The sequence below is a fragment of the Mastigocoleus testarum BC008 genome, assembly GCF_001456025.1.
GTDB classification, from domain to species: domain Bacteria; phylum Cyanobacteriota; class Cyanobacteriia; order Cyanobacteriales; family Nostocaceae; genus Mastigocoleus; species Mastigocoleus testarum.
In genome coordinates this window covers 1-24,685 of the sequence record NZ_LMTZ01000107.1, presented here as the reverse complement: position 1 = coordinate 24,685, position 24,685 = coordinate 1, and the positions used below count along the sequence as shown (strand labels likewise).

The 24,685-nt window shown below is 37.4% G+C and carries 15 protein-coding genes and 1 pseudogene; 11 read left to right on the top strand and 5 right to left on the bottom strand.

Annotated elements, in window-relative coordinates:
• Positions 1-41 precede the first annotated feature (41 nt).
• The gene (gene pqqA, locus BC008_RS45810; RefSeq protein ID WP_063800816.1) at positions 42-209 is read right to left on the bottom strand and encodes a pyrroloquinoline quinone precursor peptide PqqA; all 168 of its coding nucleotides are present in this window, start codon (positions 207-209) and stop codon (positions 42-44) included.
• Between the two features lie 395 nt (positions 210-604).
• Here pqqA and BC008_RS25545 point away from each other — a divergent pair, with 395 nt between their 5' ends.
• The 7 genes from BC008_RS25545 to BC008_RS25515 all read left to right on the top strand — a co-directional run bounded on the left by BC008_RS25545 (position 605) and on the right by BC008_RS25515 (position 9,149).
• Positions 605-1,153 carry a thioredoxin domain-containing protein gene (locus tag BC008_RS25545; protein WP_058184009.1) on the top strand — a complete coding sequence of 183 codons (549 nt, stop codon included), beginning with the start codon at positions 605-607 and terminating at the stop codon, positions 1,151-1,153.
• A 174-nt stretch (positions 1,154-1,327) separates the two neighbouring features.
• Entirely contained in the window at positions 1,328-2,254 is a 927-nt protein-coding gene (locus BC008_RS25540; protein WP_082650632.1) for a cytochrome c biogenesis protein CcdA, read from the top strand.
• 54 nt (positions 2,255-2,308) lie between these two features.
• Positions 2,309-2,866 carry a sigma-70 family RNA polymerase sigma factor gene (locus tag BC008_RS25535; protein WP_027846434.1) on the top strand — a complete coding sequence of 186 codons (558 nt, stop codon included), beginning with the start codon at positions 2,309-2,311 and terminating at the stop codon, positions 2,864-2,866.
• Positions 2,867-2,868: 2 nt separating this feature from the next.
• Positions 2,869-3,804 carry an anti-sigma factor gene (locus BC008_RS25530; RefSeq protein WP_027846433.1) on the top strand — a complete coding sequence of 312 codons (936 nt, stop codon included), beginning with the start codon at positions 2,869-2,871 and terminating at the stop codon, positions 3,802-3,804.
• 487 nt (positions 3,805-4,291) lie between these two features.
• Entirely contained in the window at positions 4,292-5,695 is a 1,404-nt protein-coding gene (locus BC008_RS25525; RefSeq protein WP_027846306.1) for an MFS transporter, read from the top strand.
• Positions 5,696-6,339: 644 nt separating this feature from the next.
• Positions 6,340-6,651: a hypothetical protein gene (locus BC008_RS25520; protein WP_058184008.1), complete on the top strand. Its 312-nt coding sequence runs from the start codon at positions 6,340-6,342 to the stop codon at positions 6,649-6,651.
• A gap of 425 nt (positions 6,652-7,076) precedes the next feature.
• Entirely contained in the window at positions 7,077-9,149 is a 2,073-nt protein-coding gene (locus BC008_RS25515) for a pentapeptide repeat-containing protein (RefSeq protein WP_082650631.1), read from the top strand.
• Between the two features lie 269 nt (positions 9,150-9,418).
• Here BC008_RS25515 and BC008_RS47635 read toward each other — a convergent pair.
• Positions 9,419-10,553 (bottom strand): annotated as a pseudogene (locus BC008_RS47635) (IS630 family transposase).
• Between the two features lie 110 nt (positions 10,554-10,663).
• Here BC008_RS47635 and BC008_RS50745 point away from each other — a divergent pair.
• Positions 10,664-10,801: a hypothetical protein gene (locus BC008_RS50745; RefSeq protein ID WP_201026180.1), complete on the top strand. Its 138-nt coding sequence runs from the start codon at positions 10,664-10,666 to the stop codon at positions 10,799-10,801.
• A gap of 62 nt (positions 10,802-10,863) precedes the next feature.
• Complete coding sequence (locus BC008_RS25500; protein ID WP_027844679.1) at positions 10,864-15,099, top strand: helicase-related protein; 4,236 nt, start codon at positions 10,864-10,866, stop codon at positions 15,097-15,099.
• Between the two features lie 281 nt (positions 15,100-15,380).
• Here the strand turns inward: BC008_RS25500 and trmFO are convergent, their stop codons facing one another.
• Positions 15,381-16,751: an FADH(2)-oxidizing methylenetetrahydrofolate--tRNA-(uracil(54)-C(5))-methyltransferase TrmFO gene (gene trmFO / locus BC008_RS25495; protein ID WP_027844678.1), complete on the bottom strand. Its 1,371-nt coding sequence runs from the start codon at positions 16,749-16,751 to the stop codon at positions 15,381-15,383.
• A gap of 1,030 nt (positions 16,752-17,781) precedes the next feature.
• Between trmFO and sbcC the strand changes: the two genes are divergently transcribed.
• Positions 17,782-20,802: an exonuclease subunit SbcC gene (gene sbcC, locus BC008_RS25490; RefSeq protein WP_027844677.1), complete on the top strand. Its 3,021-nt coding sequence runs from the start codon at positions 17,782-17,784 to the stop codon at positions 20,800-20,802.
• A gap of 41 nt (positions 20,803-20,843) precedes the next feature.
• Here the strand turns inward: sbcC and BC008_RS25485 are convergent, their stop codons facing one another.
• Together BC008_RS25485 and BC008_RS51535 are read right to left on the bottom strand one after the other, a co-directional pair.
• Entirely contained in the window at positions 20,844-22,364 is a 1,521-nt protein-coding gene (locus BC008_RS25485; protein WP_235595943.1) for a protein kinase domain-containing protein, read from the bottom strand.
• A complete protein-coding gene (locus tag BC008_RS51535) occupies positions 22,349-22,600 on the bottom strand; it encodes a hypothetical protein (protein WP_058184006.1) in 252 nt (83 codons plus the stop codon). Before BC008_RS51535 ends, BC008_RS25485 begins: the two co-directional genes overlap by 16 nt.
• A 454-nt stretch (positions 22,601-23,054) precedes the next feature.
• Here BC008_RS51535 and BC008_RS25475 point away from each other — a divergent pair, with 454 nt between their 5' ends.
• Positions 23,055-24,632: an NB-ARC domain-containing protein gene (locus BC008_RS25475; RefSeq protein ID WP_027844676.1), complete on the top strand. Its 1,578-nt coding sequence runs from the start codon at positions 23,055-23,057 to the stop codon at positions 24,630-24,632.
• Positions 24,633-24,685: the final 53 nt, after the last annotated feature.

Here is a 24,685-nt window from a genome sequence, read left to right as displayed (position 1 = left end):
GCTATTGGAACCCTTATTCGATAATCTATCTAAATTCTTAATTATTGCCAGCGAGCGACATAAGCTGTCACTTCCATACATAGATCGATTTCTTCAAAATCCGGTTTTTCCCAACTTTCTGGATTGCGTATAGATTGACGAGATGTGGGAATATCTGGCTGAGTATCCCGATCATTTTTTTGAGAAGATAGCTTTTTTGGTGTAGTCATAATATTTACATCTACCTCGGCAATGAATCATTTACACCTGTTTGACCTTCTTTCTTGATGTTTTTGTCAGCGGTCGCACAAGTTATCAAATAATTACACTTTTTTATTCTGACAAACAAAAGTGACACAAGGATGTCAAAAGTATACTTTTTCTCTATGGATACTCAAAGGTTCTGTGGTATTTTAAATACTTGCTTTATATTTACCGAAATATGCTATTAATTGCTGCATTTTCGCCGAAAAACTTTCAAAAGCATTTTTACCTTTAAAATATTTTGTCCTTACAGAAAAATCACAAATTATTCAATTAAATACTATTTAATTTTTTTGTCCGGAGTAAATCCAATTTGGCTTGAGATTTGTATAACAGGTAAAGCCTATTATCAATTGACATCATGACTGTGAAGCAACAACACAACTTAACCGCGAAAATGTTGAAGCTGCTGGGTTTAGTCGGTGCTTTGGGAATTGCTATTACTACGGTAGCCTGTGGGAATCAAAATAATGTTGCTTCAGAGAGTGAAGCAAATAGTCAAACAAACGCAGTCGAGAATGTGAAACCTGAATCTATTCAGGTTGCAGATGTCAAGCCATTAGCGCAAGAATTACAAGGTAAGCCTGTACTTGTTGATATTTATGCCACATGGTGTTCGGGATGTCGCAAAATTAAACCTGCGTTAGACGCACTCAAACAGCAGTATGGTGATTCAGTTAATTTTGTGGTTTTGGATGTAACGGATAAGGGAACTACTGAAACTGCAGAAGCTAAAGCTCAAAAATTAGGTTTAGAAAGTTTTTTTGAAGCGAACAAAGCGAAAACAGCCACAGTTGGAATTCTCAATCCTGATACGGGTGAAGTATTGAAGTTATTTCAGAAAAATCCCAATAAGGCTGATTATGCAGAAGTTTTAGACTCTGCGATCGCTGCGCAGAAAGCCTCTTAGGCGTTTATCGCACAACTGAAATAAGGAGTATTTGGTAATGCTGGTGATGGGTAATTGGTAATTGGTAATTGGTAATTGTTTCTTCCCAATCCCAAATCGCCAATCCCAAATCGCCAATCCCTATTTCCTATTCCCTAATCCCTAATCCCCAATCCCCGATCACTGTAACCAACCATGAATCATCGTGAACGTTCTCATGACGACAAATTTGTAGCGTCTAATAATTTAGCGTCTAACAGTAGAGAACAAAATGAATCATCTTCCTCTAACTCAAAATTATCGAGTTTTAGTTTCTCCAAATTAAAGTCAGGAAAATTATTTCTACCCTGCTTTTTATTTGTAGGGACCATCATCATAATTCTATTTGGACAACAGTTCCAGGATTTGTATTTCAGACTTGAGGATCTGGTTTCTCAGATCCAAACTCCTTTCTCTCAATGGTTTGAAGCTCAAAATACTAGTAGCCCATTTATATTGCTTCCTTTAGCTTTTGTTGGTGGTTTAACTGCTAGCATTTCCCCTTGTATTTTGTCTCTACTTCCTGTTAATCTTAGCTACATTGGCACCTTAAAAATTGACTCTCGACGCGATGCTTTGATTAAAGCAGGTCTATTTGTTTTAGGAGCAATTACTGTATTTAGCTTATTTGGCTTATTTGCATCTTTTGCCTCCGCTGTAATGGTGGAATTTCGCGGACATGTTAATGTTGTCGTCGGCGTAGTAATTTTGTTAATGGGGTTGAGTTTTGCCGGTTTGATTCGGTTACCCTTACCTCAAAAGCAAATTGATATCCCCGTTGCTGGTCCCTATGGTGCTGGTTTAACCTTTGCTCTGGTAACTTCTCCCTGTGCTAGTCCCGTACTTTTTGCTGTTTTAGCTGCTGCTGCTACTAGTGGTTCTCAAGTCATTAGTACAGTAACAATGGTTTTTTATGCGATCGGTTATACAGCAGTTATTTTTCTGGCTAGTTTATTTACCGGTTTGGTCAAACAAAGTCGTAATTTGTTGAGTAAATCTGATTGGATTATTCGTTTGGGAAGCGCCGCACTGATATTAACGGGTGGTTTTTATCTCGTTACTGGCATTCAGTGGTTTATTTGATACAACTCTAGTATCCTAAACCCAATTTTCAGCATCAGTAGTGTTTTTTTTGAAATGAGTTTATCCAATCAGTCGGAAGCCGAATTGCTTCAATCAATGCAGTCAGGGGATTTGTCCGCATTAGGTGTTTTATACGATCGCTATGGTGAAGCAGTGTATCGTTTAGCCCTAAGAATCTTGGGAGAATCTACAGAAGCTGAAGACCTCACACAAGAAATATTTTTGGCATTTCTGCGTGATGATAAATATGATTCTAATAGAGGCTCGATAATTGTATTTTTATTAACTATGACTCGGTCCAGAGCAATCAACCGCTTACATCAAAAGCGATCGCAAGAGCGACTTTTGCAAAGATGTCAGCGTAGCACCCCCGATAGTACCCAAAATAATTTGATGGATAAGGTATCTCTGGGGGAAATTGCCGAAATCGTACGGGAAGCACTCCAAGAACTACCAGTAAATCAGCAAGAAGTTCTGAAGATGGCTTACTACGATGGACTTAGTCAATCAGAAATTACTAAAAAATTAAATATACCCCTGGGAACCGTAAAAACTCGGTCGCGCCAAGGTTTATTGAAGTTGAGAAAATTATTAAAGGATTTAGTAGATTAATTATGGAACGTGTTGAACTACCTCAAGATTGGGAAACATTACTTGCAGGTTATGTTTTGGGTAACTTGACTCCATATGAAGTGACTAAGGTCAAGGAGTATTTAGCAAATTATCCTGAGTTAACAACCCACATGAATAAATTACAAACGACTTTAGGTTTGTTTTCTTTATCACTTCCCAAGAATTCATCTTCTAAACCTTCTGACAGTTTACGTTCTCGAATACTTCAAGCTGCTGAGAATGAGTTTCAAAGAGAAGGAAGACCTTTCCAAGGAAATAAGGAAGAAACAGTAGCTTACGAAGAACAGGTTATGGACAATATAGTACAGGAAACAGGTTACCCAGAGCAGGAAATTCAAAGATTTTCCCCATCGTTACGTCGTTGGAGAAAAAAGCAAGTTTGGTTGGGACTTGTGGGAAGTGCAGCAGCAGGGTTAATTGCTGTGTTGGGATTTAGCAACTACCGCTTACATCGAGAATTATTAATTACTAAGTCCCATTTATCCCAATCTCAACAAAGGCTGGAATTATCACAATTAAAACAGGAATTAGCAGCTACCCGACAAAATTTATCTCGTTACGAAGAAACTTTAACCCTACTCAAAGAGCCTGATAATCGCCTACTAAGTTTAAAGGGGACAACTCCTAGTAGTGATTATTCGGGTAGTTTAATTATTGCTCCCAATTCCCAAAGTGCGGTACTGAGTTTACAAAACTTGTCTGCATTACCAGCAGAAAAAGTTTATCGCTTGTGGGCTTTTGTTGACGGGAAAAAAATAAAATGCGCTAAATTTACTCCTGATTCGGAAGGGAAAGTATTACAGCAAATACCATTGAAACAATGGGGAAGTACGACTGAAGTTTTTGTTACCATCGAACCGAAGGAAGGATTTACTTTACCCAGTGGAGAAACGGTAATGAGGGGAACGACTATTTGAGTAATGAGTAACAGGTAATAAGTAATAAGTAATAAGTAATAAGTAATGAGTAATAAGTAATGTTAGCGCAGCGGGGCGCGACAGCGCACAGTAATGAATTGTAGAGACGTAGCGTGCTACGTCTATCAGAAATTAGAAAGGATAATCGCGGTTAAATATGGGACTTAGGATTATACATATAATATTTTTGTATCTCCCTACTTCATAAAACTACAAACTGTTACAAATTCAAACTCAAATTCAAATTCAAACTCAAACTCAAAAACTACTTGCTCTTTAAAGACCAACAGTCTTACTTTTTGTTACGCTAAGCCAAGATTTACATTGAATTATAAGACTTGCACAAGCTAACGCTAAAATAGGGAAACTCGCATGCAGATCGAATAAAAACCAATAATTTAGGTTTTGAGTTATCCATTTGCTTTACTACAATTTACGTTCGATCTAACGTGTAAGATTGATGTAAATTCTATTACAAACCTCCCTGATGAAAGACTCTCTCCCAGAAAAACTAGAACTAAACTTGAAAACTAAGCTTGCTTATGGTGTTGGAGAGTTGGGAGGAGCAATTCCGAATAATATTTTGGTATTTTATGTCCTGTTTTTTCTGACTAATGTCGCAGGACTTAATTCTAGTTTAGCTGGTGGTGTACTTCTCGTTGCTAAAGCTTGGGATGCAGTCAACGATCCTTTAATTGGTTGGTTGAGCGATCGCACTCGTTCGCGACTTGGTAGACGTTACCCCTGGATGCTTGTTGGTGCTATCCCATTGGGGTTATTTTTCTTTTTACAGTGGGTTGTTCCACCAATTAGTAATCAGTGGTTACTATTTTCTTATTACACCGTGGTTGCAATTCTATTTTATGCTTCCATTAGTTCTGTTCTAGTCCCGTTTTCAAGTTTAGCTGCAGAAATTACTCGAAGTTATGACGAACGCACGAGTCTAGTTACGGTCAAATCTACCTTTTGGATTGGGGGTAGTATATTTGTTCTGGCTTTGGCTCAAGTAATATTTGCTCGGGTAGAAGCTCCTGCAAGCTATCTTATTCTTGGTGCTTGTTGTGGATTTCTAGCTACTTTATCAGTATATCTATCGGTTTTTGGAACTTATGAGCGTTACAAAATAATGCAAGGACAACGCCGTCAAGTTGAGGAACCGGAGAAAATACCAGTATTAAAACAAATCAAAATTGCCTTAAGTAATAAACCGTTTCTTTACGTAATTGGAATTTATCTATGTTCTTGGTTGGGGGTACAGGTAACCGCTGCAATATTACCTTACTTTGTGATTGATTGGATGGGTTTATCCAAGTCTCACTTCAGCCAAATGGCTCTTACTGTACAGGTATCAAGTTTATTGGCGATGTTTTTCTGGGGTGCGATCGCTCAACGTGTGGGTAAAAAAGCTATCTACTGTATGGGAATACCTTTAACCATTTGCGCCCAAGCTGGACTGTTTTTTATCCAACCGGGACAAGTTAGTTTGATGTATGTATTAGCTGTATTAGCAGGTGTTGGTCTCTCTACGGCTTATATTGTACCTTGGTCGATGCTTCCGGATGTGGTGGATTTAGACGAACTGAATACGGGACAGCGTCGGGAAGGGATATTTTATGGGTTTGTGGTGCAATTTCAAAAGTTGGGTTTAGCTGCAGCGTTGTTCTTAGTTGGGAGGATTTTAGACTGGGCTGGACTTATACCTGCGGTTGCATCTGAAGCACCACCAAATCAACCTAATTCAGTGTTATGGGCGATACGTTTAATTATTGGACCTATACCTACTTTAATTTTAATTGTTGGTTTGGTGCTGGCTTATTTTTATCCCATTACTCGTTCTAAGCATGAAGAAATTCTTTTGAAGTTGAAGGAACGAAGAGATGGTCAAGGTTAAAAATTATTACCTGCAAACTGCTAATATCAAGCACTTAATACTATTAATTGAACTATTGTTGCAGAATGATAGATTGGTAAATAACATGTTAACAACACGACAAAGCAAAATATCTCCCAATAGAGATAATTTAAAAATTTTTTAGGAAAAATATATGAAAAGCTTGAAATTATAAATAATAGCTTGAAAATAAAAAGTAATACTCCTAAAAAATTAATATATTGTACAAATAAAAATTGATATTTTTTAATACTCAGTATTAGCTTAAATGTCTTAATATCACTATGGAGTCACAGGAACAAAATGTAACTTATTTAACTTGACTTTTAATTTTGTACAGTATATAGAGTTGTATACACCAGATGAATGATACTCACAAATAAATTATACAAAATTTTATTAGTGGGTCAGCCTCATCTGAGATATATTCTCTATCTCTAAGATTAGAAAATAGATACAAACAATAACTTCAAAAGCTTTGACTTGCCAGTTATTTATGATGGACAAGTTTCTAAACTATGGTCGTCAATATCCAGTAGATTTGGCAGTGAAGATATAGTTTTTTGAGACAAGCATAAACTGTGCTTGGAAGATTATGCATCAAGTACTCAATCTGCATTCTATAAAAGAAGGAATCGTTTCATATGTTTGACGAAGATAATTCATTAAATGATCGAGATGCTTTTTGTAAAAATCTAAATGAAATATTGGGAATGAATTTAGCTGATGATATAACAACAAAACTACTGGATGGAGAAGATTTATCTGTTAATGAATTGATCAAACACCACAGCCTTTCAGATATTGGTAATGCTTTAATCCGTTTAAATGATTGGTGTCCCCGAAGATGTCAACACGATTCAACAAATTGTAAGTGTATTTTAGGATGTTGTTTCCAGCCCAACAAGTTACCACCTGCACCTCGCAAACAGGAAACAGACGATATTTTACCTTGACTTACACTTTTCAAACTAAATTAGTGTGTAATATGTTATAAGTATAACTCTTGAGTAACTTATATTGTACAAATATTTCAAAGTTACCGATATGTATCCAATCAACTTATTAATTAAGATTAGAGATAGTTGATGCTAGTTTAGAGGTAAAAAATATAGTTCATCAACCTTAATAAAGGTACTTTTTAATACAATTCAAGACATTTGAAAGCTATTAGGACTTACGCAAAATCTACATAATTACGTCATTAAGAGGGATAGCATTCGCGGAGCATGTCTGTTAGGACTCGGCGCTCATAAAACTCTGGGTTGCTTCCCTGAAATCCATTTCGGTCACAATGACAAATCTTCGTTGTGTAAGTTCTGGCTATATTTTAGGAGCTTTGAATCAAAAATTTTAATTTTATTTTTATTAAGTAGACCCTATGTACGGGAAAAAACTTATTAAACAGTTTTTCAAATTTCAACATAGCTTCTTTGAAAGTACTTATCAAGACACTAATATATGTGGAGTTAGTTGGAAAAATGCTAACTTATCTCAAAAAGTTTTTGTTGGATGTCATGCAGGATTACCGTTAATTCAAGTGACAGTTAAAACATTAACTTTATTTGTATTACTAAGTTTTTCTGGATTTTTGGCAGCATTAGCAGCTATTTTTTCTACAGGCTTGCTTAATCCAAAAACTGATTCTTTCCTTCTTGGTATTGCAATTGTATTTTTAAGTCTTTTTGGACTTGTGATTACTTTTAAACGAGGTTTCTCAGTATTTTTGGTATTAAGTTTAGCAACATTGGCTATCTCTGGCATCATAATTTTGTTTTCTAATGTCCCTTCGATTATTAATTCATTTCTCTATATCCCTGCCACAGTAACTACTGAAGTTCTATCACTTTGGTTAAGCAGTATCACAATTTCTGCATGTCAAACTTTATCTAAAAGAATATTAATTAGTGGGGTTTTATCTGCTCTAATAGGTGTAATAAGTGCTCTGATACTGGTTAATCAATTAAATATTTTAATACCTGACTGGTTAGATTTTGTCATAGCTATAAGTATTTTATTAACTGCAATATCTATCGGTTTGAATGTATTTAAATCCAACAGTAAATTCCCAGGAATTGCAAAATTGGCAATTAATTTGACTGCAATTGGAGGAACTTCATTTCGATGTGCAAACCTCACCGATGCAAATTTTTCTGATTCTATTCTCAAACATACAGATTTTCGTGATGCAAATTTAACACGAACGTTTTGGCATAATGTAAAAGGTTTAGAATTTTCCCGTTTAGGAACAACTTATCTTGCAAATTATCAAATCCGTAAATTAGTCACAACTCTTCAAGGACAAGACCAAAAATTTGACGGATTGAATATGGAAGGAGTCAATCTAAAAGACGCAAATTTGCAAGATGCTAGTTTTATTGGAACAAACCTTAATCACTCCATTTTACGAAATGCTGATTTGTCTAGAGGTATCTTGAAGCAAACACAACTGGATGGTGCAGACCTCACAGGAGCAATACTCACAGGAGCTTACATTGAGGATTGGGGAATTACAAGTACTACCAACTTGGAGAGCGTTCGTTGTGAATATGTTTTCATGCGCTTACCAACAAAAGACGACCCAAATCCATTAAGAAAACCTGATAATCTTCGGGAAACTTTTGCTGATGGAGAGTTTGTTGATTTTATCAAACCTTACTTCGATACTCTCGATCTCTACCACAGTCAAGATGTAGACCCCCGTGCAATTTCCATTGCTTTGAAAAATTTGTCAGACAACCATCCGGAAGAAGAACTAGAGTTTGTAGCAATGGAACGACGAGGTCACAATGGCTTGAATCTGAGGTTTAAAACTAGACCTGGAGCAAATAAGTCTGAGTTGAGTAATGAATATTTTGCCAATTATGGTCGGATAAAAAAAGAGTTACCGATCGCAGTTCAATTAAGACTAGCTCAACAAGATGCTGAGATTAGCACTCTCAAAGGTACGATTGAGAAGTTTATTCAGACAAGAACAGTTCAGACAGAAACTATTCAAGTGATTCAAGGAGAAATGGTTGTGACCGAAAATAGAGGAATCAATATTAACGCAGATGGAAACATCAACGATATCAGTAGTCTAGTTGGTGGTGATTTAAGCGGGGTAATGAACTTAGGAACAATTAGCGGTAATGTTAGTAATGCAATTAATCAATTACCAGATAAATCTGAATCCGAGCAACCCAACTTGAAAGAACTTTTGCTTCAGCTTCAAGAAGTGATTCAAAATGATGGTGAGTTACTCGATCCAGATAAAGCTGATTTACTAGAGCAAGTTCAAGCTCTCGCAGAAGCTAAGCAAGTGGACGAACCGACGAGAAAACAAGGACTAGCACGCAAAGCAATGAAAATGTTTGATGCAACCTTAAAGAGTCTTCCTGATACGGCTAAGGTTGTGGAAGCATGTAATAAACTGTTACCGCTAATATTGAAAGCTTTAGGGCTTCCTGCATAGTTTTTTGGGTTTTGTTTTCCCTTTTTTATCGCTCTAGCTTTAACTCCAATTAATGCACGAAGTGATCGAGCAACACTACAAACAATTAGATATCAATGAGTGTTAGGTATCTGATGTATACAAAAATTATCATTGCTTTCTTTAACCATCTACAAATTTTTTCCGAGCATAATCTTGATTTGATATGATTTGGTGACAACGTCCGCTTTTTCTCACTAATTAATCCGTAACCGGTGATACTAGTAGTTCGCCAAGCAAACTTTGCGGGGTTAAATAGCAGGATAAAACCGTTCAAATTTATTTCTGGCATCCGTAGTTTTAAAGCGCCAGTTTACAGTTGCGCGTTCTTCATTGCGTCGTTTCTCCCAAGCAGCAATTTCAGATTTTAATATTTGTACTTTTGGAATTCTTCGCTCTAAGCACTGACGAGACAAAACTGATAGTTCAATTTCTACTTGATTTAACCAAGAAGCATGTTTTGGTGTGTAATGAAACTCTAATTTTTGTATTATTCGGCGTGCCTCTTGTGGCTCAAAAACTTCATATAATGCGGCCCGATTATGTATATTTAAATTATCAACAACCAAACGAATTACTTCAGCCTCTGGACAGTAAATATCAACTAAATTCTTCATTTGCTTTGCAAAATCTACTTTGGAAGACGCGCGGCATGCGCCACGAACGTGCGCCGCTGGGTAACTTCAATATGTCGCCAACCTACTAATGGTTGAAAATATGCAAATAAGTTAACGTTACCGTTTCTTTTATACTCAAAGTCATAACGTTCCGGTTGGTCTGGTTCTGGAGGTAACGGCGTTCTAACTTCTTCTATCAGTTGATATGGAGTCTCATCAAAGCAAATTACTGGACGTTTTGGGTCGTAAGGCTCATTGTATAAATCCAACACATCTTCCATCCTTAAGATGTACTCCGAGTTGACTTCAGAAATACACCACTGTTCCCTTAACCAAGGTTTTACCTCGTTTTTTTTAGGGTTTGACGCACTGTTTCGTCAGAAACTGAGTCTACCATACCAAGACTTACAAGTTGATCTGCTAAAAGCTGCATCGTCCAACGAGTACGTCCTCCTGGTGGAGTAGAACAAGCTGTGGCTATCAAAAATGCTTCTGGCTTGCCATCAAGTTTGCGAGGTTTCCGTGGGTGTGGACGGTCTTTTATCGCATATTCTAATCCCCCCACTACGAATTTTTCACGGGTTCGCTCAACGGTTGAAACATTGACTCTTAGATTTGAAGCGATCGCTGCATCTAAACATCCTTCATTCGCCATAATAAGAATTTTGGCTCGGGTAATAGTTCTTGCTTTGTGCTTACCTTTTCTAGTTACCGATTGTAAGTATGATAACTCTTCTTCGCTTAAATCCACGATGTATTTTTTCGCCATGATGCTGCCCTGAACTCTATGTTTTTAAGTAGTTTATCAGCATCCGCTATTACCAGGCAAAGTTGACTTGGTAGACTACTAGTGTCATTCAGGTTCGTACTCAAGATGTTTTGCCTGTCAGTATCGAAAATCTAGTTATTTCAGCCCTTAAGCAGTTTGAAACACAATTAAATAATGGTGCTTTAGTTACTATTGACCAAGCTACGTCTCGAGTGCGGATTTTACCAATTAGACGTGAATCAAAATGAATTAACTGTTATATTTGTAACTTAAAATTCATAATCTAAAACCCAATATCTAAAATTCCCAAATGCTTGAACAAGCCATAGAAGATATTATCCGCAATCAACGCCCATATTACCTACCACAAGGAAACCCTATCAAAGGCGTTGATAATCAATATTGGCTAGTTTTCAAGCATCGGGATGCTGACAATCTGCTGCATAACTTCATCACTTTTTTAGGTATTGGTGATAAACACGCTCCAGAAAAATTGCTGCGGCTCGACCCTAAAAACGCTAATATTTTTGAATATACTCCCCTTCAAGAAGGAAATTTACCTAGCGTAACTTTATTAAGAACTAGCAAGTTAGATATTATTGAAAAATTCCTTAAAAAAGAAAGTGTTACTCAAGAAAAATCATTACTAAAAAATAATTTTCGAGAACTTAAAGGTTGCCGTCGTAAATTCAATTTACCAGATGAGCTAGATAAATATCATCCTTTAATTTCTAATATTTTAGAACGCGCTAAAATCTATCGTCGTTCCACTGGCTATTTTGATAGCGATATTCTCAAACTTTATCAACAGCCCTTACAACAAATTGTACAAACGGGAAGTCAAATTCGCCTGTTAATGGATTGGATGGGGTTTACTAAAAAAAGAGATATTAAAGAGCTAGAAAAACTACAAAACCCCTACTATCGTGCCGAATTTACCCAACGAACTCTAGAGAAATTCCTCCAAGGTTTGTCAGATAATGCCTTTTCCGGTACAGAAATTATGGCGGAACTGGTACGTCTAGGATTTTTACGAATAAAGCTCGTGAAAATGGATTCGGGACGAGCAATTTATCACAAGAAAACTGGTATTTTTACAGATGATCTAGAAAATCATATTCTGCATGAAGGTTCGGATAATTTCACCGTCGCAGCCCATTCTAGAAATGCAGAAAGCGTTACATTTTTCTACTCTTGGGAATCTCTAGACTCAGAAGCAATTAATAATAGTATTCGCCAATTTGATGCTGAATGGCAGCGAAAAGATATTACATTTGATATCAGCCAAGACTTTTTACAGCAAGTACTAAAAGAACGTTCTCGACGCTTCCAAGCTAAACAACCCACAATAGAATCTGTTAATCCTGATCGATTAACTCCAGGAGAAACCACCACAGTAGAAATAACGGGTACAAACTTAGATAAGGTAGAAGAGATTCAAGTTAAAGATGACGAGCTGGTAAAAGTTGATATTGATCGCAAAAAACCTGAATCCATCGTCGGTAAAATTAAAGTACATCCCGATCGCCCACCAACTAAACTTAATAATTTTCGAGTCAAAACCAAAACGGGTTCTTACAACACATCCCCAAAGAAACCAGTTTCCGTCAGTAAATCTTTAAAAATTCCTGAATACCCAGAAATTCCCGGATTTAAACAAGCCGTAGAAATTATACTCGCAGGTAAACACGGCACACCAAAAGATTTTCAGTATTGGTTAGCACAGCAACGTCCCCATCAATTCCAAGTAGAAAGTAGCGATCTACTAGATCGGCTAGTTTACCAAAATATCTTATTTGAACATCAAAAATCCGGCGCACAACATTGTCTGCGGGTAATGCAAGGGTTTGGCGTTGCAGTCTGCGCTGACGCTGTAGGGCTTGGTAAAACTAGACTTGCAGCGACAGTTGCTAAATTATACCAGCAAGATAACACCACTGCTAAAATCGCCATCATAGCCGCCAAAAAACTGTTTCCTAACTGGGAGCGAGAAATGGCAGAATTAGATTTTAAGTCGAATGACTACGAACTCTACAACAAAAACCTGATGAGTCGCAAAGGTAATAACTTTCTGACCGACTTCAATCGTTACGGTGGTCCCGACTTAGTAATTATCGACGAAGCACACGAAGGTATCCGCAATTATAGGAATCGCATTCATAAAACCTGCTTGCAAGTTCAAGAACAAGATAAAAAAGTAGGAAAACAACGACATTTTTTACTTTTAACCGCTACCCCCTGGAATAATCGACGAGAAGATATTTACAATATTCTTTCTCCTTTCCTCAATCGTCCACAAGGTTTTAAGGAATTAGGTTTTCAGCATGAATTAGTAGCATGGTTTCAAAATCGAGAAACTGGTATCGAAAATTTTACTGACAACACAGAATTATTCCGTCGTACTTACCGAGAACTGTTTCTACAACGTACCCGTAAAATACTGCGGGATGCTACCCCAGACCTGAATTTATATGCTAAACGAGTCGCTCAATGGCTACCCGTACAATTTGAACCTACTACAGAACAAGCTCTAGACCAAATTTTTACCCAGTTTGAAGACAACTTATATATTCCCTTTTCCGATCCCATTCGCTACCTGACAAGTAACGTAGAACAACGTAGTTTGCTCGGTAACCAGCGCCGATTCTTCCTACAACGGGCGGAATCTAGTATGTATGCACTAAGACGTACAATCAAAACCTTTGGGGATAAAATTCGTCAACTCCAACAACGCTTAGAAGCTGTTTCACCAGATGCAGATGGGTTAAAAGAATTTTTATTGATTCACTATCGTTTTCAGTCAGAAAATAAAACCAATCAAAATAATTTTTTAGACCTTGATGACAAAGAGGTGTGGGACGAAGACTATGAGGAAGAAGAGGAAGAAGAAGAAAATAATCAAGAAAGACAACAAAAACGCCAAAAACTCCTGAGTGCGATCGACACAGTTATCGATAAATTACATCAAAATAAAACAGAAGCACAAAGAATTTATCATAAAATTCTGGCAGATTGTGAAGACGACCTGCAAAAACTAGAACAAATTCAAAACCTGTTGTCAGGTGAGTTTGTCCGCGACCATAAGCGAGAAGAAGTTACCAATAAAGTTAAAGAACTGATTGCTAAAGGTCACAAAGTACTTTTAATCTCTACCTTCAGCGATACAGTCATCGATTATTATCACTACATGACCCGAGATAGTATTATTAGTGATAAAGGTATTGCGATCGCAATTGGTGCAACTAAATATTACTACCCAAATAATTCAACAACTCCAAAGATATTTAAACCACATAATATTTACAAAGACGATAGACATAGAACAGGTGTAAAACGTAACGAGGTTTTTCAATTATTTGCACCTGTAGCCAATTGTAAAAAACCAGAACAACGACCCAATATAACAGAACAAATATCAGTTTTAATTGGTTCAGAAACTCTATCAGTAGGTCAAAATCTCCAAGACGCAGACTATCTGATTAATATCGACCTCCCTTGGAACCCAATGATTCTAGAACAGCGAATAGGTAGAATTGATCGCCCCAAACAGCATCATACCGAAAACATTTATATCTATTACGCTAACAGTGAAAACCAATTATTAAGACAAGCTTCTCGACTTGCTAACCTTAATAAAAAATTGGTAGGTGAATTAAACCAGCAAGATGGAAAGATATCCATAGTAACTAAAGTTGATAACTTGGGAGCTTCCATATATGGCGATACTTTATTTGATGATGAAGTCCTACCCGGATATATTAACTTTCTTAACAGCTTAGTTAAAGCCAGAAAACTAGAGCAAAATAACCTTCAAGAAGAAGCTTATACAAAACAAGAAACTAGCAGCGACCTCTACACTCAAAATGAAGTTTTATACGCAGAAGAATTAAGTAAACTACTCAAAGAATTGGGAGAAGACTATCAAGCAAATCCGATTACATTAGGTCGTCACAACGGAGAAAAAGAAGAACCGTCAGGATTACTCGCATTAACGCTAGAATATTTTGGACCTAATGGAGAAGCAATTCCAAATCAAACCCAAACAATCTTTTGGAACGACCAAACCGCAGAAAAAGATGGTTACGGAATAGCGATCGCTACAGCTTTCAAAACACGAGATGCAGGTGATGTATTCTCTACCAAATATCTCATGAAAAATGTGGATAAACTCTACAAACAATTAATTGAAGTTAAAAGAAAGTTGACAGCAGAACTAAAACAAGAAGAGATATTAGAAAATGTTAATATGACCTCAGAACGTATCAACTCAATCAAAAAACGGCTGAAGAGATTGGATGCTCTCCCAGAAGGATTAAAAGCGACAGAAGTTAAAGATAGTATCAAAAAACTTAGTTCCCACAAAGATATAAAACAAGTTCAAAAACTACTAAGAGAATACACAGAAGGTACTCAAAATAATTTAGATGATAAAAATTTTATAGTTCAATTAGTGCGAGATACTGACAAACTTAGCTTGCTTCCAAACTATGGTATTAAAGCAACAAGTTTAAAGGTTTCATTAGCTGCTATTTTAATGAGAGTTTAATAGTTACTTAAGGCTTAATGTTTAATATTTAACAAATTTTCACTTAGCCTTTTCCTAAAATTTCATCAACATTAATCTTGATATCGGCAAACGCTTGGAACCTTTTCCCGTAATTTATTATGGCTTCATTATCAAAACATCAATAAACAATATTCAAATCAATAATATTCAAATAAATACTCAAACAGGTACGTTACGGCGCTTTTAAGATTTCGCATCAAGCAATTATCTGGACTTGCGCCTAACGCACTCTACCGCGCATATCTTGCGAAGAAATAAAATTAAACTGTCAACTTCCAAGCTGCTAAATCTGCTAAGGAGCGATCGCGATATTTTCCGTAACGTTCTCGTTTGTTTTTGATTTTTTTACCTAAGTCTGGAATAATACCAAAATTTGGTGGCATTGGTTGGAAATGTTTGGGAGAAGCGGAACTGATAAATTCAAATAATGCTCCCATCATAGTTGTACCTGGAAGGCTCACAGCTTCTTTACCTAAAGCAATTCTTGCAGCGTTGGTACCTGCTAACCAACCACCTGCAGATGCTGCAGTATAACCTTCTGTACCAATTAATTGTCCTGCAGCTAGTAACCTTGGGCGCTCTTTAAATTGTAATGTTGTCTGCATTAATTGGGGTGCATTAATAAATGTGTTGCGATGCATTACCCCCAAACGGACAAATTCGGCATTTTCCAAACCAGGAATCATCCTAAATACTCGCTTTTGTTCCCCCCAACGCAAGTTAGTTTGAAACCCTACCATATTCCACAGTTTTCCGGCTTTATCTTCCTGTCGTAATTGCACGACAGCATAGGGACGTTCTTTCTTTACATCACCATCACTTGTTGGGACAGGAGGATTTTCCCAAGTACCCCAGCCAGTAGGAGAAGGAGGAGTTAAACCTACGGGCTTTAAAGGTCCATAACGCATTGTATCTTCACCCCGCAGCGCCTGTTCTTCAATGGGGAGACAAGCTTCAAAAAACTTGGCGTTTTCCCGTTCGAAGTCTTTTAATTCTACTTGTTCGGCGGTACGTAGTTCTTGCCAAAATCTCAGGTACTGCTCTTTATTCATAGGGCAGTTTAAATATGCTGCTTCACCTTTATCATAACGGGATGCCATAAAAGCAATATCATGATTAATTGATTCCCCAACAATAATTGGACTTGCTGCATCAAAGAAACTGAGATATTCCATTCCTGTAAAGCGGTGCAAGTCTGCGGCTAGATCGGGACTAGTTAGGGGACCTGTAGCTAAAACAACAATTCCCTCAGGGATAGCGCGTAACTCCTCACGACGAAGGTCAATTAAAGGATGATTAGCCAAAGTCGAAGTTAAATCTTGACTAAATACACCTCGATCCACAGCCAAGGCTCCACCAGCTGGAACCTGATGCTCATCAGCTTTAGCAATCACAATCGAACCAAGTTGACGCAACTCTTCATGCAACAAACCTGCGGCGCGATCGCTAGCCATGGCTCCGAAAGAATTGCTACATACTAATTCTGCAAGATATTCGCTATGATGCGCTCCACTGAAACGATTCGGACGCATTTCATAGAAAATTACTGGTATTCCAGCTCGAGCAATTTGCCATGCTGCTTCAGTTCCTGCAAGTCCCCCACCAATTACTGTAACTGTTTGCTTGTCCATGTTTTAGTTCTTAGTTTTACTTCTTAAGATTCTGGTTTCTAATATTCCAGTTTCTAATATTCCAATTCTTAAATAAGAGTTCTGGAGTTTAGTTTTTCATCTATATTTTGATCTATGGGGAAATTTATCCATGAGGAAATAATTATACCTTAGCCAAACAATTTGTCTGGAGGCGACATGGTGGTATTTTTTTAATTACCTTCCATAAGATTAAATTTTTCACAGATTTATACTTTATCGAATTTAGTTAATTTTTGCAGGGCAAAATAAATATATAGATTTGCAGGGCAAAATAAATATATAGATTTGCAGGGCAAAATAAATGTGTAGATTTGCAGAGCAAAATAAATGTGTAGATTTGTAGGGCAAACTAAATATGTATAACTGAACTTGTAAATCTTGATTTGTAAATATTCGAGAGTTCGAGGATTTGAAAAGTCAGATTTTTGAGTCTTGATAATTAGCGTCGCTGAATAGATATTATTCCGCAAGTGGTGAAGGTAAAATATAAAGCCGAAAATCAATGATTGGGATTTTGTAATGTAATACCTATAACAACTCAATCCCATAAATGAACAAACAAGAAAAAATCGAGTAAATAAAAATATTGTCCCTTAACTAAATTAATCGCTTCAAGAGTAGATAAATTGCCTAATTTAACGCTTAATAGGCTGTTGGTACATAAAGATTAAAAAATTGATTCTGGAGTGTGGGTTTGTGGAAAATTATCCAAATATTCCCCCCTAATCCTCTTCTTTCCCAGATCCCCATTTTTTTTAGGAAGTTTAAACAATATCCTATTGCCACTCATAAACCAATAGAATCATCGCAATAGTTTGTTTATTCTCTGATTATGAGAATAAAAAATAGCCCAATCGAAAAAAAAACATTTAAAATATTGTTAACATTTGTAAAATTAGTTCCTTAAGGACTAGAAACATAATTTTTGTCTAGTTAAACTAACAATAACAAGCAAATATAATTTAATTTCTAAGTTCTAATAAAATTAAGGTGTGGCCTAGAAGCCTAGATGATTCCAATACAGCTTTCTCTGAAAAACTTTTTGAGTTATCGTGATGCAACTTTGGATTTTCGCGGGTTGCATACAGCTTGCATATGTGGTTCTAATGGTGCTGGAAAATCGTCTCTGCTCGAAGCTATTACCTGGGTAATTTGGGGCGAGAGTAGAGCAGCTTCGGAAGATGATGTCATTCAAACTGGAGCGAAAGAAGTTCGGGTTGATTTTACCTTTGAAACTAACCAGCAAGTTTATCGAGTTATTCGCACCCGCAATCGAGGTTCTACTAGTGCGCTGGAATTTCAAATCGAAACTCCCAAGGGTTTGCGAGCAATTACAGCTAAGGGTTTAAGAGCAACCCAGGAGTTAATTGTAGAGTATATTAAGTTGGATTACGATACTTTCATTAATTCAGCTTATTTGCGTCAGGGACGAGCTGATGAATTTATGCTCAAACGCCCTTCGGAACGTAAGGAAATTTTAGCTGAGTTACTGAAGCTTAACCAATATGATGAATTAGAAGATAGAGCAAAAGAACTTTCCCGCCAATTTAAAGTTCGGGGAGAGGAATTAAAACGCTCTTTAGAGTCAATTAAAACTCAATTACAACAGCGTTCGGAAACTGAGAATCAACGCCGAGAATTAGAAGTACAAATTAATCAGTTTCAGCAACAGCAAGCATTAGATAATGTGGAACTACAGAGTTTGCAAGTAGTTCAGCATCAAAGACAAAATTGGGAAGAGCAGTTAAATTTTGTTCGCCAACAGTTGCAAAATTTGACCCAGGATTGCGATCGCTTACACCAAGATGAATCATCAATTGGTGTTCAGCTATCTCAGTTAACAACAATATTAAATCGCCAAGCTGAAATTGAAGCGGGATATAACGAATATCAAAACCTGCAATCCCAAGAAGAAGCCATGAGTGCGAAATTTGAAGAATACACTCGTGCAGGACAAATTCAGCAACAAAAACAACAGCAATTAGCGAAGCAAGTCCAAGCTTTAGAACGACAAATTCAACAAGGACAAGCACAGTTAGAAGCTTTAATTCAACAAGAGCGAGATATTCAACAAACGCTGAGTAAATCTAATGAAGTTGAAGTTGCATTAGAACAACTGAATGCGGCTCGCAATCGCCTCAAATATTTAGATGATTTACAATTGCAGGTTTCTCCCCTACTGCAACAAAAGGCGACATTGCAAAGCCAGTTAGACCGGGTACATGCTGGGATCGTTGCAAAAATCGAGCAACTACAAACAACCCAACATCAACTGCAGCATCATTCCCAACGCCAAGGACAATTACAACAAGCGGTGGTGGATGTAGCAACCCAGATTGAAGAAATGGAGAAAACCCGAGTTTATCTGCAACGGGTACAGGAAAAAGGACAGGAACGCCGCCATTTTATGGAGCGCTTACAAGCCCAACAACGGGAATATGAAAGATTACTGGGCGAACTTGAGCAAAAATTGCTGATGTTGCAAAATCCTGATGCTAAATGTCCTTTATGCGAACGTCCCTTAGACGAACACCACTGGAATCGAGTAGTAGATAAAACCAAGCTAGAATATCAGGATACTGAAGGACAATTGTGGGTATTTCGGGAACAAATGGCGGTTTCTGACCGAGAAATTCAGGTCTTGCGTCAGGAATATCGCGAAGTTTCGCAAAGATTATCTTGCTATGATCGACTGCGGGAACACAGAGGACAATTAGCCGCACAGTTGGAATCTTCTGCAGATGCTCAACAGCAATTAGCAGAATTATTTGCAGAGCAGGAAAAATTAGAAAGAGCATTGCAAATCGGTCAATATGCTCCCGATACCCAAAACCAATTGATTCAATTAGAACAACATCTCCAAGAACTAAATTACAACGAACAAGACCACGTTCTTGCTCGCAGCGAAGTAGAAAGATGGCGTTGGGCTGAAATTAAATTAAGCCAAATTAAAGAAGCAAATAAACGTCAGAATCAGATTGCACAACGCAAACCACAACTTGAGGCGCAAATTGCTCAGTTAGAAACAACAATAAAACAAGAACAAGTTAACTCGGAATGTGCGAGGGAAATTGCTGCACTCGATGCTCGCATCAAAGAAATTGGTTATGACAGAGAAACTCACAGTCGACTGCGTGGGACTCTCAAACAAGGTCAAGCTTGGCAATTAAGCTACCAACAATTACAATCTGCACAGCAACAATATCCTCAATTGCAGGCTAGAGCGCAAGAATTAAAAGCTGCTTTACAAGCAAGATTGGGAGAAAAACAGCGTCTAGCAACTCAAATTACTGATATTGTTAAGCAACTGGAGCAAACAGCAAATCCTGCATCCCAAATTCAGGCTTTAGAACAAAAAATTGCATCAAGGCGTCGTCAACTAGATGAATACCTTTCACAGCTAGGACGTTTAGAACAACTCGCTCATCAACTACAAACTCTGCAAGCACAGTCGGAACAGCAGCAAGAACAATTACAAAATTGTCGCCAACAACACCGCATACATCAGGAGTTAGCCCAGGCTTTTGGTAAAAATGGCATCCAAACCTTGATGATTGAAAATGTTTTACCCCAGTTAGAAGCTCAGACAAATAATCTTTTAGCAAGATTGAGTGCAAATCAACTGCACGTACAATTTGTCACTCAAAAATCTACAAAGCGGAGAAGTAAAAAGAACGCTAAATTAATCGACACCCTGGATATTTTAATTGCTGATGCAAAAGGAACCCGTTCCTATGAAACTTATTCCGGTGGTGAAGCCTTCAGAATTAATTTTGCAATTAGGCTTGCTCTTGCTAAACTTTTAGCTCAAAGAGCTGGCGCAGCATTACAGTTACTAATAGTCGATGAAGGCTTTGGTACCCAAGATGCTGAAGGTTGTGACAGGTTAATTGCTGCAATTAATGCGATCGCGCCTGATTTTGCTTGTATTTTGACAGTTACTCACATGCCTCATCTTAAGGAAGCTTTTCAGGCGAGAATTGAGGTAAATAAGACTCAGCAGGGTTCGCAAATTCGGTTATCGGTTTAATTAAATTATTGCAGAAGACAGGAGACAGGATTTATAATCATTCATAACCAATGGTAAGGGTCAACATTACACCAAATACCACAAGCGTTTAAATCTTTTTGAGCTTTATTGTGACTGTTTTTAGCTTGCTGATAATCTGGTTTGATTTTTATTGCTTGCTCAAAAGCTCGAATTGCTTGTCTGTATTTTTTTTGTTGATGTAAGGAGTCACCTAAATAATACCAAGCTGTGGCATTACCTGGTTTTAAATCAGTAGCTTTTTTTAATGCTTTGACTGCATCTTCGTAGCTGTGTAAATTACGTAGTGTTTTTCCTTTATTAAACCAAGCTAAGCCAAAATTTTTATCCAATTCAGTTGCTCTCTTATAATATGGGAGGGCTTGAGAATCTGAATTTAAACTACTGAAGTTTTCACCAATTGCGTTCCAGATATCAGGTTGGTTTTCTGCGACTTTTAATGCTTGGGTGAGTGAAATAGTAGAATCATGATATCTTCCTTGTTTCCGGAGAATTTTTGCTCTACCTTTCCATGCATCCTGATTATTTTGATCTTTTTCAAGCACTTTGTCATATATCTCTAAAGCTGCTTGATTGTTGTTTTGCTCGTCAAATATTTTAGCCATTGCATTGCGAGCGTCGAAAAAATCTGGCTTAAATTTAATTGCTTCCTTGTAATTTGCGATCGCTTTATCTTTCCGGTTAGATGCATGATGTACATTCCCTTGCTCGTACAGGGATACAGCACGTTCGTGAAAATGAATTCGCTGAGCTAGTTTATATATTTCTCCTGTTATTAATGCTCCAACCAACAGGGATACGATAATAAATAAGCCAATGAATATATTTTCATTACGATTATCGGAACTTGGTGTATATTCGGAACTTGGTGTATACAATCTGCGATCGCCAGAAGAAATAACCTTTTGTTTATTTCCAGGAGAAACAACTAGGGTTAAACCGGTTGCTTGTTGTAACTTTTTCAAAGCTTGTAATGCAACTTTAGCAGAAGAATAACGTTGGTTGAAGTTGCAGCACACCATGATATCCAAAATTTGGGCTAAACCGGGACTAACTTGTGCTTTATTTCGCCAAATAATATCACCAGTATTTTCATCTTTTTCTAATTCCTTGGGATTTAACCCGGTTAATGCTTGAATACCAATTATTCCCACAGCATAGATATCACTACTAAAGTCGGGATTACCTTGTTCTTGTTCTGGGGGAATATATCCCGGAGTACCTATCATCACGGTAGATTTGGGAGTTGATGTTTGGGTACCTATTAATTTTGCAGCACCAAAATCAATTAAGACTAACTTATTATCTTTTTTTCTTCTGATGATGTTACTCGGTTTGATGTCGCGATGAATTATTTTGTGCTGATGGACGAAATCCAAGATTTCTAAAATTTCGATTAATAAAGAAATCACTTGTTCCTCATCTTTGGTTTCTCCGGAAGTTAGTTCTCGAGCTAGCTCGTCACCATCTATCCATTCCAGGACTATATAGGGTTGTTGATAGGGTTCTTGACAGTTATGGAAACTATCTACGAATGTCGGAATCTGGTTGTGAGGCCTAATTGTTCTAAGATTTGAGCTTCCCTGTGGAATAAAGTTTTGGCGTCTTCTAAATACTGTGCTTCTATAGAATCGGTTTTCAGTGTTTTGACAACACATTCTGGTTGGTTAGGTAAGCTGATATCTTTGACGATATATATTTGCGCAAACCCACCTTCCCCTAACTTGCGAAGAATTTGATATTGTTCGTTCGGAAAATTGAAACCTAATTGTGAGAGCATTATATTTATGACCTTTTCATCCATCACTTCCCAACATGATGAAGGTGGGGAAAATACCAAGCAAACTTCCAAAGCAAAGTTGGTGTGACACAGTACTAGTAGTCCGCCACATTAATTTTGATAGGTAAATTAAGGTTCGTAGTAGCGCTTTAGCGCTTTAATATCAAGACTTTACCGGGCGTCTTTGGGGGGGTTTTGACAACAAACAAACCCGTCAGAATCAATGTGGCAGAGTACTAGTCTGAAATTATTTGCTTGAAAAAAAGGTTAAGTCATTTCCCAAGCAATTCTCACAAATTATCTATAATAGAATTTTAAATGCTTGGGAAGCTCTTCCCAAGGGGAATGTCATTAATATGTAAAGTTTTATTACATAAGCTCTAAATAAATTCTAGGTTTAAGAATTTTCTAAACAGCTGGTTTATCGGTAACGCTGGTGGAGGTAAAGATAAGAGTGGGTAAGGTTGTTAAAAGTGACTTAGCTAAAGAATACGTCAGGACTCTTGTTAAAGCCCTACTCAAACTTGCATCAAACCCAAACACAGACGACTCTGTGCAACAAGAAGTTAAAGTCGAATGGATTTATGACAATCAGTTGCAGGTTACTGGGGTCAGCGTAGACAAAAAAGGTAAGGAACATGAGGGTACGACATTAAAAGCTTTACTACAACTTATTGAACAAAACAACCCCCAATTAATCGCTAAAACTAAAGCTGAAGCTGAAAAGAAAGGTGAAAATACAGGTAAAGCTAAAACTCAAAAGCAAATTGACGACTATATTATTGATAAAGTACGAAATTCTATTAGATATTTACAAGAATTAAAACTATTAGAAGATCTACGCCCTGAAACTCAAAAATCAAATTCACCCTACTGGAAATTTAAGCTCGTCAACCTCAAGTATGAACAAACTAAAATTGAACAACACCTTAAATATATTGAAGAAAAATTAGGAATCTCCTCATCATCGACCACAGAACAACTAGATAGCAAATCTAATTTAGAGATTCTCTTCGGTGTCCCGAGTTTACCAACGCACCATCAACCCCGTCCTGAAGAGCTCGAACCCCTCAAAGAAAAAGTACTTTCTAAGACAAACAAAACGGTGGGAATTACGGCTACAAGTCGCCGAGTCGGCTTGCAAGGGATGGGTGGTATTGGCAAAACTGTATTAGCTACAGCTTTAGGGAGAGATGAGGATATAATAAGGGCGTTTTCTGATGGAGTGTTTTGGATAACATTAGGACAGACACCAGAACTTTTAAGTAAGCAATCTCTTCTTGCAGAGTATTTGAACGGCGATCAAGCTGCGTTTACAAGTATTGAATCGGGAAAAGCGCGGTTGCAAAAACTGTTTGCAGATAAAGCTTGTTTGTTGATTTTAGATGATATTTGGGACTCAAAACACTTAAAAGCCTTTAACAGCATTTTGGATTCACGACGCTCTCAAATGCTAATTACTACCCGTGACGCTTCGATAATTAGCTGTTTGGGAGCTAAGAAACATGAGTTAGGAGTTTTGAGCGATCGTCAAGCTTTAACACTTTTAGCACAGTGGACGGGTTATGAGAAAAATGCTGCACTACCCTCGCAAGCACAGGAAATTGTCGGAGAATGCGGAAACTTACCCCTAGCTCTGGCGATGGTGGGAGCAATGTTGCGCGGGAAAGACCGTTGGGAATATGTATTGTATAGGTTGCGTAATGCTGATTTAGATAAAATTAAGCAACAGTTCCTGGATTATCCTTATCCCGACTTACTCAAAGCTATTCAGGTCAGCGTAGACGCGTTAGAACCACGTATCAAGAAAAAATATTTTGATTTTGCTATCTTTCCCGAAGATACAGCTATACCAGAAAAAATACTACAAATATTTTGGGAAGCAGAAGACTTAAATAAGTATGATGCTCACGAAGTTGTAAATGAGCTTGTCGATAAATCCTTAGCATCACAGGATGAGAACGGTAATTTGCGTTTACATGACTTGCAATTGGATTATGTTATAGCAATCGCCAGCTTAGTTAGGACGTAAGGTAAGATAGATCGAGAAGTGATTAGTCTGGACAATTCCAATGGCAAGGTCTT